We start from the raw sequence: 15,026 nt of genomic DNA on the forward strand, positions 1-15,026 counted from the left end.
TCCTGGAAGCAGAAACCTTTTTGTTTTTCCCGCCTGGCATATTTGCAGTTTTCAGATCCTGACCACGGATGCGCATCTTATTTGCATTTTCACGGTCTTGACCGCGACCGCCCATCATGGATTGCCTCCTGGAGTTAAAACGTCATCATCAACAATAACCGCTGTTCCAGGATCAAAATTCCATGTAATCTGCTGCCCGGGCTGGATATTGGCATTCATTCCGAAGCGGCTGGCTGTGATTTCCGTTCCATCCGGGAGCGTAAGAAGCACTCGAAGCTGGCCGGCGGCGAAATTTTTCTCCTTTACAACCGCCCGATACCCAAAGCTACAGGATTCATCCAATATAATATTTTCTCTTCGGATGGCAACAGTTCCTTTCATACCGACAAGCTCGCCCTTTAAAACATTGGCATTGCCAACAAAAGTCGCCACATAGCTGGTTTTCGGATGGTTATAGATTTCATCCGGGGTGCCGATCTGCTCGAAATGCCCCTGGTTCATTACCACGATCCTATCAGACATATTTATGGCCTCCTCCTGATCATGGGTAATGTAGATGAACGTAATTCCAAGTTTCTTCTGTAAGCGCTTTAGTTCCAGCTGCATGGCACGACGCAGCTGCAAGTCCAGCGCACCAAGAGGCTCATCCAGAAGCAGTACTCTCGGATTATTGGCCAGTGCCCTGGCAATTGCCACTCTCTGCTTCTGTCCACCAGAAAGTTCGGCTGGTTTCCGTTTCCCATATCCCTCCAACTGAACCAGCTCCAGCATTTCTTTCACCTTTTCTTTTATCTGGGGTTTCGGCACTTTACGGATTTTCAGGCCATAACCAATATTGTCCTCCACGTTCATATGGGGAAAAAGGGCGTAGTTCTGAAAAACCGTATTGACGTCCCGCTGGTTTGGCTCAAGGGCTGTCACATCCTTGCCCTCCAGCCAGACGCTGCCGCTATCCGGCTGCTCAAGCCCGGCAATGATACGAAGGGTAGTGGTCTTGCCACAGCCGGACGCACCTAACAGGGTGACGAATTCGCCTTGTTCTATGTTAAGGTTGATTCCCTGCAGCACATATTCCCCGGGAGTAAAACTCTTCTTCAGATTTTTTAATTCAAGAAATGAGTCAGACATTTGCCCCCTCCTCTCTGCTTTATTTTAAATTGCAATATTTTTAAATTACTATATTTTTTCAATCGCTACATTAAATTTCCGTCAAATTTGCGAAAAAAATTACGGGATACCAACTAGCCTGCCATTCAGAAATGCCTTTTCTTAAGCACTGTACATGCTCACGTGCTGCATTTACTGCATATTGCTATATCGGTAACCCGTATTCTGATAAAACATTTCAAAAAAAGGTACAACAACAGCAGGTCCGTCCTGCTCCATCCAGTCAGAACGCACCCCGGTAGCTCCAAGATTCTCAGAGCCTCTTCCAAGTCCGCCTAAAAAAGCTGCAACCCTTGCAGCAGTTTCCCGCTCTATTTTCTTTTCAAAAAAGCCTGGGGCAGAATAACCTGACATGTACCTCGTCTCCTTTGTTTGCAATCAAGGCATCTTCTATCATAGAATTGCCTGTTTGAAAACAATTTTTTGCATAAAAAAAGCTGGAAATGAGACTCGAACTCACGACCCCTTCATTACGAGTGAAGTGCTCTACCGACTGAGCTATTCCAGCTTATGTTCTGGCAAATGCTGTCATCTGCCAGACACAAATTATATTTTAGTTGATATGTTCACGTTTGTCAAGAAATTTTTATCTTGAACCAATCCTTCTCCGGAAACTCAACCACTGTACAGTCGTTTGCGTAGGTACATTCCGGGAGAATGATCATGGCATGAAGAACCTCGTTATGTACCGGTAATGGACATAAATGCCAGATTGCCTGGTTAATCTTTACCATGCTGCCTTTCGGAACAATAAAAGCCTTGGCAAGCTCCGGGACAGGGGTGCCGCCAGAAGCCGGGGCAACGTGAATGATCATGTCGTCATCTAATGCTACGATTCCCTCCCAGGTCGTTGTATGGTATTCTGCCATTTTTACAATGCGGTCATCTTTTTTCACCGCGATCGGGGAAAAGCCCATACTGCCTACACAGGTGCCAGAAATGCGGTCTGGGTAAAACTTGTGTATTTCTCCCTGCAACGGATATCCCTCCGGCTCTGTCATGGAATAAAAAGTTCCGTATGGTGCAAAATCTGTGGTGTTAATTTTTACTGCTGTAATTTCCCTCATGTGTAAAAACCTCCTGTTTTTCTTTACATTCTTGTTTATGTTTTTTGTTTCCCCACTTTATATTATTTAGCTGCCTTCTCTTTTTCTACGGTTTCTTTGGCTTTTTTTGCTGCAACTGCGTTTTTTGTTACAGCTGCTTTTTTCGTTACAGCCGCTTTTTTCGTTACAGCTGCTTTTTTCGTTGCAGCCGCTTTTTTCGTTACAGCCGCCTTTTTCGTTGTAGCCGCTTTTTTCCTGACTAGTGTTTTCGCAGGCGCTGTCCCCGGGGTACAGCTGTAAATACTTACCCCAAGTGCTGGCAACTTCACCTTGATGGAAAATTCCCGTTCATCACATTCTTCTGCTTTCGCGGTCTTCGCACGTGGATTGACTACACCCTCACCACCGAATTCAGCTGCATCACTATTAAAAATCTCTTTATATTTACCTGCAAATGGAACCCCAACCTGGTAGTTTGTATAAGGATCCGCAGCGAAATTACAGATTACAAGCAATGTCTCCTCTGGCATCTCTGTCTTACGAAGGAAAGCGATCACATTTTCCTCATATTTCATGAGCTGGATCCACTCGAATCCGTCGTACTCATCATCCATCTGGTAGAGTGCCGGTGAATTCTTGTAAAGGGTATTTAATGCCTGGACACATTTCGCAAGCTCTTCTGGCATATCCCCCTGTGGTGCCATCATCTTGCAGCCAGGATGAACCATCATATAAGAATAGGCTTCCCTTACCTGGGCCAGCTTCTGTTTCTCATCTCCTGGAAGCTTCTTAAGGAAGTCATCCAGAGTTCCCACATCCCTGCTTCCAAGTGTAAGGATATAATGCTCGGAATAAGCATATAAACTGGACAAAGTCAGCTGGTCATAGTGGTTCTTACGCAGAATCGGATCTACTGATAAGTAGGAAAGAAAATCTTTCGTCCATCCGCCGCTCCACTTATAGTCAAAGCCCATATGGTCATTTTCCACGCTATCGGTCAGCTGCGGCCACAGCCCATCCTCCTGAGCGATCAGAATTACTCCGGGACTGCGTTTTTTCACAATGGAATTCAAATGCTTCAGGAACTCAATGGCATGAAGATTCTCATTGGAACCGTAAATATTGGGTGTCCAGCCATTTCTCCGTCCATAATCCAGATAAAGCATAGCGTCTACATCGTCCATACGAAGCCCATCCGCATGGAATACTTCCAGCCAGAAGCAGGCATTGGAAATCAGAAAATCCTTTACCATAGGACTGTCATAATTGTAAAGCATGGTTCCCCACATAGGGTGAACTGCCATATCCGGATTCTTCACTTCGTAAAGTGGGGTTCCGTCGAATTTCTCCAGGCCGCCTGCATATCTTGGGAACTGAGCCGGTGACCAGTCCAGGATCACGCCGATTTCTTCCTGGTGGAGCTCATCTATCAATGCGGCAAACTCTGCCGGTGTACCATAGCGTGTACTAACGGCAAAATATGCGGATGTGGGATATCCATCTGAATTCTCCCCAAGAAATTCCATAACCGGATGAAGCTCCACATGGGTATATCCTTCCTCTTTTACAAAGCGGATCAGCTTCTTTCCATCCTTCCACTGTCCAAGACTTGTCTCATATATGGAAACCGGCTGCTTACGGTCATTATATTTCTTACGGTCTGCCATCCATTTATCATCTTTCCACTGGAAATCTGTCACATCTTCCACAACCGAATTCCAGGCCGGTGCCGGCTGGGTTCTGTTCCCATAGGGATCTGCTTTCTGAAGGAGCACATCACCTCGCGCTTTGATCTCATAGCGGTAGGCATCTCCTGGCTTCACACCTGGAACAAATAATTCAAAAATGCCAGACATCGGCATCCTATGCATGGGCAGTATCCTGCCATCCCAGTTATTAAATCCGCCTACGACACTTACACGGATGGCATTTGGTGCCCAGACCGCAAAATGGGTTCCTGCCACACCGTCCATTATCATAGGATGTGCCCCCATTTTCCTATAAGCTTCATAATAAACGCCGCTAAGGAAAGCACGCTCATCCTCTTCTGTAAGGAGTCCCCCAAATGCATAGGCGTCTTTAAATTTCTTCGTCTCTTTCTCAAATTCTACCTGGAATTCGTAATCCGGTATCTTTCTCCCTGGAATCAGCACTGCATAATAACCAGCCTCATCCTCCAGTTCCATCTCATATTTCTTACGCCCCACAGCTACAGCTGCAGACTTGGCCTCCGGGAAAAAGCCCTGTATCAATACCCCATCTGGTGTCAGCCTCGGTCCCATCACATCTCTGGGAGCTGTCTCCTCCCCATACACAACCGCTTCAATTCCTGGCCAGTCCATATAATCGTATACTGTTTTACTCATAAGCCTCTCCATTTCCCCGCCAAAATTCACGGATTGCCAGATCCCCAGTTCTATATAAAATAAAAACATCTGCACTTCTATCTAATTTTAGAGTGCTGCACAATGCTTTAAAGATGTCATTATTGTTATATTTTTTCGGGTATTCTGAGCATATTTTTAATATTGCAGCACATTTCGTGTTTCCCGAAAGTTTAAGCGATAACCTTCCAAACACTTTCATAAACTGCAATAATTGCTACTGTTCACTCTGTGACCAATAGCTAATAATTTGTTTCTATTTTACCATTTTCCACCAAAAAAAGAAAGGAATTTGTTTGACAAATCCCACCTGCTGCGTTAAATTATTGATATATATTCTGAAAATGTCTAAGGAGGATTTTTCAATGAGCAATCGAAGCTATGACGTGACTGCACTTGGTGAACTTCTCATTGATTTTACAGAGAACGGAACCAGTACACAGGGCAACCCAATTATGGAAGCCAATCCTGGTGGAGCACCTTGTAACGTACTTGCAATGCTTGAACGCCTTGGTAAGAAAACTGCTTTTATCGGAAAAGTTGGGAAAGACATGTTCGGGAACCAGCTGAAAGCTGCTGTTGAAGAAGTTGGAATTGATACAAGAGCCCTTATCATGGACGAGGAAGTACATACTACACTTGCATTTGTGCATACTTACCCGGATGGAGACAGAGATTTCTCTTTCTACCGTAATCCAGGTGCAGATATGATGCTGACTGAAGAGGAAGTACCGGATGATCTGATCCGCGATTCCCGTATTTTCCATTTCGGAACCCTCTCTTCCACTCATGAAGGAGTCCGGAAGGCCACACGCCATGCCATCGAAGTCGCCAAAGAAGCCGGCTGTATCGTTACTTTTGATCCGAACCTCCGCCCTCCGCTGTGGAAATCCCTGGAGGATGCACGTAGGGAGATCGAATATGGCCTCACCAAATGCGACGTGCTGAAGATTTCTGACAATGAGGTAGAATTCCTCTTTGACACCACAGACTATGACAAAGGAGCTGCCCTGATCGAAGAGAAATATCATATTCCCCTTGTCCTGATTACCATGGGTAAGGACGGAAGTCGTGCCTATTACAAAGGTCGCCGTGTAGAATGCGCTCCATTCCTTCAGGAGCATACCATTGAGACCACAGGCGCCGGAGATACTTTCTGTGCCAGCATCCTGAACTATGTGCTGGATCATGGTCTTACTGATCTCACAGATGAGAATCTTATGGAAATGCTCACCTTCGCAAACGCAGGTGCTTCTCTGATCACTACCCGCAAGGGTGCGCTGCGTGTAATGCCTACCCGGGAAGAGGTTGAGGGATTTATTGCGCAGAGTGGACGATAAACATGCAGCTTTTAGACCGTAATTTATGGTTTGTACTTTTTATTAACAATTTAAATTAACAAAAAACAGGAATCGCTAATGTGAAAATTAGTTATTCCTGTTTTATTATTGAAATACTTTTTATATTATTGCAAATATTTACGATTGTATTCTTATCCCATTTATTTCACTACACGAACCTTAGAAACCCCTTCGATTGCCTTTAAGGCATCCAGTGCCTCTGCGGAAGCTGCGCTCTCCAGATCGATCAGAGTGTACGCGTACTCCCCTTTACTCTTGTTGGTCATATCTGCAATGTTCAGTCCCTCTGCGCCAAGAATCTTGGTCAGCTGGCTGATCATATTCGGGATATTTTTGTGCGTGATGGCAATACGGCCAACTGCCACGCAGGTACCCATGTCGCAGTTCGGGAAGTTTACAGAGTTCTTGATATTACCATTTTCAAGGAAATCACGGACCTCTTTCACAGCCATCACCGCACAGTTCTCCTCAGACTCTTCTGTGGAAGCTCCAAGATGTGGGGTAACCAGAATTCCCTCATGACCGGCTACGGTATGGTTTGCAAAATCTGTTACATATTTCTTCACCTTGCCACTGTCAAGTGCCTCGATCAGTGCATCCTCATCAACCAGAAGATCACGTGCAAAGTTCAGAAGAACAACGCCGTCTTTCATCTTGGCAAATGCCTCTTTGTCGATCATCTTCTTGGTGGAATCAAGAAGCGGCACATGAACAGTGATGTAATCACATTTGCTGTAGATCTCATCTAAGCTCTTGCTGTGCTTGATGGTACGGGAAAGGTTCCATGCTGCATCAATGGAGATGTATGGATCATAACCATAGACTTCCATACCAAGAGAAGCTGCTGCATTTGCAACCATACTTCCGATAGCACCAAGACCGATGATACCAAGCTTTTTGCCCATGATCTCACAGCCCGCGAACTGCTTTTTCTGCTTCTCAGCAAGCTTATCGATATCCTCCTGGTCTTTCTCTCTCTGCACCCATTCAATACCACCGACGATATCACGGGAAGCAAGAAGCATACCTGCAAGAACCAGCTCCTTAACACCGTTTGCATTGGCACCAGGAGTATTAAATACAACGATACCTTTCTCAGCGCATTCCTGCACCGGAATATTATTTACTCCGGCACCGGCACGTGCGATCACCGCAACACTTTCTGGAAGCTCCATGTCATGCATTTTGGCACTTCTTACAAGGACTGCCTGGCAGTCATCCAGAGTGTCCGCTTTTTTATATTTTTCATCAAAAATGTCCAGGCCTTTCTGGGCAATCGGATTCAGGCAATGATACTGAAACATTACGCATTTTCCTCCTCAAACTTTTTCATGAATGCAACCAGTGCTTCCACACCAGCCTTTGGCATAGCATTGTAAATGCTGGCTCTCATGCCGCCCACTGTTCTGTGGCCTTTCAGGTTCACAAGACCTGCTTTGGCAGCCTCAGCAACAAATTTCGCATCCATCTCTTTGTCACCTGTTACGAAAGGTACATTCATAAGAGAACGGTCTTTCGGAACAACTGTGCCGTGGAAAAGCTTGCTGGAATCAAGGAAATCATAAAGGATCTTTGCTTTCTCCTCATTGCGTTTCTTCATTTCTTCCAGGCCGCCCATTTTCTTCAGCCATTTGAATACCTTGCCGCATACATAAATGCAGTATGCGTTCGGTGTATTATAAAGGGAACCTGCGTCTGCATGTGTCTTATAAGTAAGCATGGTAGGTGTACCAGGAAGAACATCTTCTGTGATCAGGTCTTCACGGATAATGGCAATTACCATACCAGCAGGTCCGATATTCTTCTGGACACCGCCATAGATAATACCATATTTGCTTACATCAACAGGCTCGGAAAGGAAACAGGAGGATACGTCTGCTACCAGTGTTTTACCTTTTGTATTTGGAAGTTCTTTGAACTTGGTTCCATAAATGGTGTTGTTCTCGCAGATATAAACATAGTCTGCATCCGGGCTGATCGGCAGATCACTGCAATCCGGAATGTAGGAGAAGGTTTTGTCCTCGGAAGAAGCGATCTTATTTGCTTTTCCGTATTTCTGTGCTTCCTGGTATGCTTTTTTTGCCCACTGACCGGTTACAATATAGTCAGCAACCTTATTTTTCATAAGGTTCATAGGGATCATGGCAAACTGCTGGGAAGCGCCGCCCTGAAGGAACAGTACCTTGTAGTTGTCCGGAATATTCATCAGCTCGCGGAGATCCTTCTCGGCTGTGTCGATGATTTCCTGGAATGCAGCACTTCTGTGGCTCATCTCCATAACGGACATTCCGGTACCATTGTAATCCATCATCTCATCTGCGACTTCTTTTAACACCTCTTCCGGAAGGACTGCTGGTCCTGCGGAAAAATTGTACACTCTGCTCATTTCTTCACATCCTCCTCGTCAAATACCTCATCTAAACTTGCACCTGCAGGAACCATAGGATATACGCTTAAATCCTGGTCGATCCAGCAGTCGAGAACTACCGGTTCCTCTGATGAAAGCGCCATCTTAAGTGCAGGCTCTACTTCTTCCATCTTCGTAACGCGGATTGCTTTTGCTCCCATTGCCTCAGATACTTTCACGAAGTCCACACCATCATTTAAGACAGTCTGGGAATATCTGTGATCATAGAAAAGAGTCTGCCACTGACGTACCATTCCAAGTACATGATTGTTCAGAATGATCTGGACAAGAGGTCTGCCGCAGCGGACTGCGGTAGCGATCTCGTTCATGTTCATACGGAAACAGCCGTCTCCTGCTATATTTACCACAGTTTTGTCCGGGTAGCCCATCTTCGCTCCGATGGCTGCGCCAAGGCCATAACCCATGGTACCAAGCCCTCCTGATGTAAGGAAGGTTCTCGGCTCCTTAAATTTGAAATACTGGGCAGCCCACATCTGGTGCTGTCCAACATCAGTGGAAATGATCGCATCTCCACCTGTCAGTTCATAAAGCTTCTGGATCACATATGGTCCGGTAAGCTGGGAATGATCGTAGTTTAACGGATATTTTTCTTTCATATCCTGAATGTGCTGTACCCACTCTTCATGCTTCTGCTCTGGAATTTTTACCAGAAGAAGCTTCAGCACTTCCTTCAAATCTCCGATAACGGAGGCATCCACCGTAACATTTTTGTTGATCTCGGCAGCATCCACATCGATCTGCAGGATTTTTGCCTTCGGTGCGAAGGTCTTGGTATCTCCTGTCACACGGTCGCTGAAACGTGCGCCAAGGGTGATCAGAAGATCGCATTCACACATTGCATAATTGGAAGTCTTGGTTCCATGCATTCCAACCGGGCCTGTATAAAGCTCATCCTCTCCGGAAAAAGCACCTTTTCCCATAAGGCTGTCGCAGACCGGTGCCTGAATCTTGTGCGCAAGAGCACGAACCTCTTCGGAAGCATCTGCGATCACGGCGCCGCCGCCTACGAAGATAAATGGTTTCTTCGCTGCTGCGATCATCTGTGCTGCTGTATCTACATCCTCCGAGCGGATGGTGTCCACCTTAGGCTCTACGGCTGTGATGGTGTGACGGATATATTCACATTTCGCAGCGGTTACATCCTTTGGTACGTCTACAAGTACCGGACCCGGACGACCGCTTTTTGCGATGGTAAAAGCTTTACGGATAGTGTCCGCAAGCTGTGTTACATCTTTGACAATGTAGCTGTGTTTTGTCACAGGCATAACGATACCTGCGATATCCACCTCCTGGAAAGAATCTTTTCCAAGAAGTGCAGTTCCAACGTTGCAGGTAATCGCTACCACAGGAACAGAGTCCATACACGCTGTGGCGATTCCGGTCACCAGGTTGGTAGCACCAGGTCCGGAGGTTGCCAGACACACACCGACCTTGCCGGTTGCACGGGCATAGCCGTCTGCTGCATGGGAAGCTCCCTGCTCATGGGAAGTAAGTACATGTTTGATTTTATCACTATATCGGTAAAGGGCGTCATAAACGTTCAGGATCGCGCCGCCTGGATAACCAAAGACGGTATCCACGCTTTGCTCCAGTAAACATTCTATGATGATTTCCGCTCCTGTAAGCTGCAATTTCGTTTCCTCCTTAGGGTTTCTCTTAACTTAGCCTGGCAGATCCTTTATTTTGCTTTCGGTACCTCAAGGATCGCGCCACGGTTTCCGGAGGTTACCATTGCTGCATATCTTGCAAGATATCCAGTCGTTACCTTCGGCTCTCTTGGCTGCCATTTTGCTTTTCTCGCTGCAAGTTCCTCATCAGAAACCTTCAGTTCCAGTTTCAGTTCAGGAATGTTGATGCTGATGATATCTCCCTCTTCTACCAGGGAAATCGGACCGCCAACTGCTGCCTCTGGTGAAACGTGTCCGATGGAAGCACCTCTGGATGCACCACTGAAACGTCCGTCTGTGATAAGAGCTACAGAAGAACCAAGTCCCATACCTGCGATTGCAGAGGTCGGGTTCAGCATTTCTCTCATACCAGGGCCACCCTTCGGTCCCTCGTAACGGATGACTACAACGTCACCTTCTACGATCTTACCGCCTTTGATTGCTGCAATTGCGTCTTCCTCACAGTCAAATACTCTTGCAGGACCTTCGTGAACCATCATTTCAGCAACAACTGCGGAACGTTTTACTACGCTTCCGTCTGGTGCAAGGTTACCACGAAGTACAGCAAGTCCGCCTGTGGTGCTGTATGGATTGTCAATTGGGCGGATAACTTCCGGGTTCAGATTTACACAGTCTTTGATGTTCTCGCCTACTGTCTTGCCTGTTACAGTCATGCATTCTGTGTGAAGGAGTCCCTTCTTGTTCAGCTCATTCATAACTGCATATACACCGCCGGCCTCATTCAGGTCTTCCATGTAAGTCGGGCCTGCCGGTGCCAGATGACAGATGTTCGGAGTCTTTGCACTGATCTCATTTGCAAAGCTGATATCGAAATCCCAGCCGATCTCATGTGCGATGGCCGGAAGATGAAGCATACTGTTTGTAGAGCATCCAAGTGCCATATCTACGGTAAGGGCATTTAAAATAGCCTCTTTTGTCATAATGTCTCTCGGACGGATGTTGCGGCGGTACATTTCCATTACCTGCATTCCTGCGTGTTTCGCAAGACGGATACGCTCGGAATAAACAGCCGGAATGGTTCCGTTTCCTTTCAGTCCCATACCAAGTACTTCTGTCAGGCAGTTCATGCTGTTTGCAGTATACATACCGGAACAGGAGCCACAGGTAGGACATGTTTTATTCTCGCACTCGGTAAGGCCTTCTTCGGTAAGCTTGCCTGCTGCGTAAGCTCCTACAGCCTCAAACATACTGGAAAGGCTTGTCTTATGTCCGTTTAAATGACCGGCCAGCATAGGACCGCCACTTACGAATACGGTAGGAACATTGATTCTGGCTGCTGCCATCAGAAGTCCCGGTACGTTCTTGTCGCAGTTCGGGATCATAACAAGGGCATCAAACTGGTGAGCCAGTGCCATTGCCTCTGTGGAATCTGCGATCAGGTCTCTTGTTACCAGAGAGTATTTCATACCGATGTGTCCCATTGCAATACCATCACAGACAGCGATTGCCGGGAACATGACTGGTGTTCCACCAGCCATTGCTACACCAAGCTTGACAGCCTGGGCGATTTTATCCAGGTTCATATGGCCTGGTACGATTTCGTTATAAGAGCATACGATACCAACTAACGGGCGCTCCATTTCTTCTTTTGTCATTCCAAGGGCATTAAACAGGGAACGGTGAGGTGCCTGCTGTGAGCCTTTTTTTACTGCGTCACTTCTCATATCCTGAATCTCCTTTATTCTTCAGCACCGGGAAAGTGCTGATAAATCATTCTATACATAATTATTTATAACTATATTCCTATCAGATTTCCTTCGCGATCAGGTCGCCCATCTCTTTCGTTCCAACCAGAGTGCATCCCTCAGACATAATGTCGCCTGTGCGGTAGCCGGCTGTGAGAACCTTCTGTACTGCTGCTTCAACAGCATTTGCTTCCTCGTCCAGATCTAAGGAGAAACGAAGCATCATAGCTGCGGAAAGGATGGTCGCGATTGGGTTGGCCTTATTCTGTCCTGCAATGTCAGGTGCGGAACCGTGGCTTGGCTCGTAAAGACCAAACTTGGTCTCATTCAGGCTTGCAGAGGAAAGCATTCCGATGGAACCGGTAACCATACTTGCCTCGTCAGAAAGAATGTCACCGAACATATTCTCTGTAAGGATCACGTCGAACTGTTTCGGATCTCTTACAAGCTGCATGGCACAGTTGTCAACCAGCATGTGCTCAAGAGTAACTTCCGGATAATCCTTCGCTACTTCTTCTACTACTTTTCTCCACAGTCTGGAGGAATCCAGAACGTTTGCCTTGTCAACGCTTGTCACTTTCTTGCGGCGCTTCATGGCAATGTCGAATGCCTTGATGGCAATTCTGCGGATCTCATTTTCATTATAGGAAAGGGTGTCAATTGCTTTCGTCACTCCATTCTCTTCTACTGTCTTTCTCTCTCCGAAGTAAAGACCGCCTGTCAGCTCACGGACAATGATCATGTCGAAGCCGTCTCCGATGATCTCGTCACGAAGAGGGCATGCTGCGCGAAGCTCATTGTATAAATATGCAGGACGGAGATTTGCAAAAAGATTCAGTGCCTTACGGATGGCCAGAAGACCTGCCTCCGGACGTTTGGATGGCTCCAGCTTGTACCATGGGGATGTCTTGGCATCACCGCCGATGGAACCCATAAGAACTGCATCAGAAGCCTTTGCTGTGGCAATTGCCTCGTCTGTAAGCGGTACTCCATGTACATCAATGGAAGCTCCGCCAAGAAGTACCTCAGAATAGGAAAAGCTGTGTCCATATTTCTCGCACACTTTATCCAGAACTTTCTTAGCTTCTGCAACGATTTCCGGGCCGATACCGTCACCTGGAATCAACGAAATATTGTAATTCATAATAATTTCCTCTCCTTTGTTCCTGAATGCCAGTGGGAATTTCCGCGTCTCTCCTGACATCAATGGGTAATTGTTATTATAATAACGCACTTTCTTTCAGATTTCAACCTATTAAAGTAAAAAACTGTCGTTTTCCATCTTATATAAAGTGATTTATGCAAATATTAAAGTGATTTATGCAAAGACATACTATTCTTTGAATAAAGATGCAATTAAATAATACCGTAATAAAAAGAAAAGCCTCACTCTTACACGAGTGAAGCCATTCTTAAACATATTCAAAAAAATCCAGACCGTGCACGCTCTGATTATGCAGAAGCCTGCTCTGCTTTCTCAACTTCGGCGATTGCCTGTTTTCTCATAGGGATACGGCAGTTCTTATTGTTACCGAACTCTACGATCACGTCTTCTTCTGTCATGTCAATGATGACACCGTAGAAACCGCTTGTGGTTACAATGCTGTCACCTACAGCCATATCACTGAGCATAGCCTGTACTCTCTTCTGCTCTTTCTTCTGAGGTCTGATCATCAGAAAATACATAATACCGAAAAGTACAACCAGCCATACGATGGTAAATCCCATACTCATTCCGCTTGATGCGTCCATTTGCTAATCCTCCTGTTTCTTACTTAGCCGAAGGGGCTTCCTGCCTCTTCTGGTCCTCCCGCCGGGTATGCAGGAACGTATCTGGTAAATCCATCCGCTCCCTCACCAGCGCATTATAGTATATAATACACAAAAAGCCTTGATTCTTCAAGTGGTTTTGCGATTTTTTATATTTATTTCGGAAAGCATATTATCATTTGCTGTATCTGCTGTTGATTTTCCCCTCTTCAAAACCAGCCAGGCGCATTTCCTTATATTCTGCGAAATTCCCCTGATCTAATGCATCCCGGATCTCTTCCATCATGTGATTGTAGAAATACAGATTATGAAGCACACAAAGACGCATTCCAAGCATCTCCTTCGCCTTCAGAAGGTGGCGGATATAAGCTCTGCTGTAATGCTGGCAGGCCGGACACTGGCATCCCTCTTCGATCGGCTTGGGATCCAGCTCATACTTGGCGTTAAACAGATTCAGCTTGCCATGATTGGTGTAGACATGACCATGGCGTCCGTTACGGCTTGGGTAAACGCAGTCAAAGAAATCGATTCCTCTTGCAACACCCTCCAGAATATTTGCAGGAGTACCAACCCCCATAAGATAAGTCGGCTTATCCTGCGGCAGATGAGGTACGACCTCATCCAGAATGTGATACATCTGCTCATGGGTTTCCCCAACTGCAAGACCACCAACTGCATAGCCGTCCAGATCCAGCTTCGAAATAGTGTCCGCATGTGCGATACGGATATCTTCATAAATCGCGCCCTGGTTGATTCCGAAAAGCAGCTGCTCTTTATTTACCGTATCCGGCAGGCTGTTCAGTCTTGCCATCTCGGCTTTACAACGCTCCAGCCATCTGGTGGTACGGTCTACAGAATTCTGTACATATTCCCTGCTGGCTACACTGCTTGGACATTCATCAAAAGCCATAGCAATGGTAGAGCCAAGATTGGACTGGATCTGCATACTCTCCTCCGGTCCCATGAAGATCTTATGTCCGTCAATATGGGACTGGAAATAGACGCCTTCTTCTTTGATCTTGCGCAGGCCTGCCAGGGAAAATACCTGGAAGCCGCCGGAGTCCGTAAGGATCGGTCTGTCCCAGACCATAAACTTGTGAAGTCCGCCGAACTCCTTGATCAGCTTATCTCCTGTCCGCACATGAAGATGGTAAGTATTGGAAAGCTGCACCTGAGTCCCGATGTCCTTCAGATCCATGGTGGATACAGCCCCCTTAATGGCACCAACCGTTCCTACGTTCATAAACACAGGGGTCTGGATGGTTCCGTGTACAGTCTCAAACTGGGCACGCTTGGCGCGGCCTTCTGTTTTCATAAGTGTATATTTCGCCATATACATATCCTTTCTTTTATCGTAAAACTGGAAAATTTCATCTTAACAAAAGCCCGATGTCTGTTCAGGCACAAAGCTTTATCTATTATAGCCCGAAATAACCGAAAATTCAACACTTTGTGCGAGAATCCTTGTTAAACTTTTACATTGCCATTTAATGTCCT

At 46.2% G+C, this 15,026-nt stretch carries 12 protein-coding genes and 1 tRNA gene; 1 reads left to right on the forward strand and 12 read right to left on the reverse strand.

Annotated elements, in window-relative coordinates; genetic code table 11:
* Positions 1-114: 114 nt before the first annotated feature.
* The 5 genes from ACTQWB_RS08105 to glgB form a co-directional block, all read right to left on the reverse strand.
* The gene (locus tag ACTQWB_RS08105) at positions 115-1,128 is read right to left on the reverse strand and encodes an ABC transporter ATP-binding protein (protein ID WP_441501522.1); all 1,014 of its coding nucleotides are present in this window, start codon (positions 1,126-1,128) and stop codon (positions 115-117) included.
* Between the two features lie 171 nt (positions 1,129-1,299).
* Complete coding sequence (locus ACTQWB_RS08110; RefSeq protein WP_441501521.1) at positions 1,300-1,521, reverse strand: hypothetical protein; 222 nt, start codon at positions 1,519-1,521, stop codon at positions 1,300-1,302.
* Positions 1,522-1,602: 81 nt separating this feature from the next.
* Positions 1,603-1,675: transfer RNA gene (locus ACTQWB_RS08115), tRNA-Thr, on the reverse strand.
* A 67-nt stretch (positions 1,676-1,742) separates the two neighbouring features.
* On the reverse strand, positions 1,743-2,234 hold the full coding sequence (locus tag ACTQWB_RS08120) for an ureidoglycolate lyase (protein WP_441501520.1): 492 nt from the start codon (positions 2,232-2,234) through the stop codon (positions 1,743-1,745).
* A 62-nt stretch (positions 2,235-2,296) separates the two neighbouring features.
* Positions 2,297-4,579 carry a 1,4-alpha-glucan branching enzyme gene (gene glgB, locus ACTQWB_RS08125; RefSeq protein WP_441501519.1) on the reverse strand — a complete coding sequence of 761 codons (2,283 nt, stop codon included), beginning with the start codon at positions 4,577-4,579 and terminating at the stop codon, positions 2,297-2,299.
* Between the two features lie 383 nt (positions 4,580-4,962).
* Here glgB and ACTQWB_RS08130 point away from each other — a divergent pair, with 383 nt between their 5' ends.
* Positions 4,963-5,937, forward strand: coding sequence for a carbohydrate kinase family protein (locus ACTQWB_RS08130; protein ID WP_441501518.1), 975 nt, complete (start codon positions 4,963-4,965; stop codon positions 5,935-5,937).
* Positions 5,938-6,098: 161 nt separating this feature from the next.
* Here the strand turns inward: ACTQWB_RS08130 and ACTQWB_RS08135 are convergent, their stop codons facing one another.
* The 7 genes from ACTQWB_RS08135 to tgt form a co-directional block, all read right to left on the reverse strand.
* Positions 6,099-7,262 carry a phosphoglycerate dehydrogenase gene (locus tag ACTQWB_RS08135; RefSeq protein ID WP_441501517.1) on the reverse strand — a complete coding sequence of 388 codons (1,164 nt, stop codon included), beginning with the start codon at positions 7,260-7,262 and terminating at the stop codon, positions 6,099-6,101.
* Positions 7,262-8,344: a 3-phosphoserine/phosphohydroxythreonine transaminase gene (serC, locus tag ACTQWB_RS08140; protein ID WP_148461832.1), complete on the reverse strand. Its 1,083-nt coding sequence runs from the start codon at positions 8,342-8,344 to the stop codon at positions 7,262-7,264. Before serC ends, ACTQWB_RS08135 begins: the two co-directional genes overlap by 1 nt.
* Positions 8,341-10,017, reverse strand: a complete 1,677-nt coding sequence (ilvB, locus tag ACTQWB_RS08145; RefSeq protein ID WP_441501516.1) for a biosynthetic-type acetolactate synthase large subunit — start codon at positions 10,015-10,017, stop codon at positions 8,341-8,343. The genes serC and ilvB overlap by 4 nt, the downstream gene beginning before the upstream one ends.
* Before the next feature lie 47 nt (positions 10,018-10,064).
* A complete protein-coding gene (ilvD, locus tag ACTQWB_RS08150; protein ID WP_441501515.1) occupies positions 10,065-11,738 on the reverse strand; it encodes a dihydroxy-acid dehydratase in 1,674 nt (557 codons plus the stop codon).
* Between the two features lie 82 nt (positions 11,739-11,820).
* Complete coding sequence (leuB, locus tag ACTQWB_RS08155) at positions 11,821-12,903, reverse strand: 3-isopropylmalate dehydrogenase (RefSeq protein ID WP_441501514.1); 1,083 nt, start codon at positions 12,901-12,903, stop codon at positions 11,821-11,823.
* 308 nt (positions 12,904-13,211) lie between these two features.
* The gene (gene yajC, locus ACTQWB_RS08160; protein ID WP_118584184.1) at positions 13,212-13,511 is read right to left on the reverse strand and encodes a preprotein translocase subunit YajC; all 300 of its coding nucleotides are present in this window, start codon (positions 13,509-13,511) and stop codon (positions 13,212-13,214) included.
* A gap of 193 nt (positions 13,512-13,704) precedes the next feature.
* Complete coding sequence (tgt, locus tag ACTQWB_RS08165; RefSeq protein ID WP_441501513.1) at positions 13,705-14,862, reverse strand: tRNA guanosine(34) transglycosylase Tgt; 1,158 nt, start codon at positions 14,860-14,862, stop codon at positions 13,705-13,707.
* Positions 14,863-15,026: the final 164 nt, after the last annotated feature.

This window comes from Blautia sp. HCP3S3_H10_2 (assembly GCF_052122375.1).
GTDB lineage: Bacteria > Bacillota > Clostridia > Lachnospirales > Lachnospiraceae > Blautia_A.

What these genes read in the sequence shown, in the direction of transcription:
- ACTQWB_RS08105 (WP_441501522.1), bottom strand. Translation starts at nt 1,128, where the DNA reads ATGTCTGACTCATTTCTTGAATTAAAAAATCTGAAGAAGAGTTTTACT.
- ACTQWB_RS08110 (WP_441501521.1), bottom strand. Translation starts at nt 1,521, where the DNA reads ATGTCAGGTTATTCTGCCCCAGGCTTTTTTGAAAAGAAAATAGAGCGG.
- ACTQWB_RS08120 (WP_441501520.1), bottom strand. Translation starts at nt 2,234, where the DNA reads ATGAGGGAAATTACAGCAGTAAAAATTAACACCACAGATTTTGCACCA.
- glgB (WP_441501519.1), bottom strand. Translation starts at nt 4,579, where the DNA reads ATGAGTAAAACAGTATACGATTATATGGACTGGCCAGGAATTGAAGCG.
- ACTQWB_RS08130 (WP_441501518.1), top strand. Translation starts at nt 4,963, where the DNA reads ATGAGCAATCGAAGCTATGACGTGACTGCACTTGGTGAACTTCTCATT.
- ACTQWB_RS08135 (WP_441501517.1), bottom strand. Translation starts at nt 7,262, where the DNA reads ATGTTTCAGTATCATTGCCTGAATCCGATTGCCCAGAAAGGCCTGGAC.
- serC (WP_148461832.1), bottom strand. Translation starts at nt 8,344, where the DNA reads ATGAGCAGAGTGTACAATTTTTCCGCAGGACCAGCAGTCCTTCCGGAA.
- ilvD (WP_441501515.1), bottom strand. Translation starts at nt 11,738, where the DNA reads ATGAGAAGTGACGCAGTAAAAAAAGGCTCACAGCAGGCACCTCACCGT.
- leuB (WP_441501514.1), bottom strand. Translation starts at nt 12,903, where the DNA reads ATGAATTACAATATTTCGTTGATTCCAGGTGACGGTATCGGCCCGGAA.
- yajC (WP_118584184.1), bottom strand. Translation starts at nt 13,511, where the DNA reads ATGGACGCATCAAGCGGAATGAGTATGGGATTTACCATCGTATGGCTG.
- tgt (WP_441501513.1), bottom strand. Translation starts at nt 14,862, where the DNA reads ATGGCGAAATATACACTTATGAAAACAGAAGGCCGCGCCAAGCGTGCC.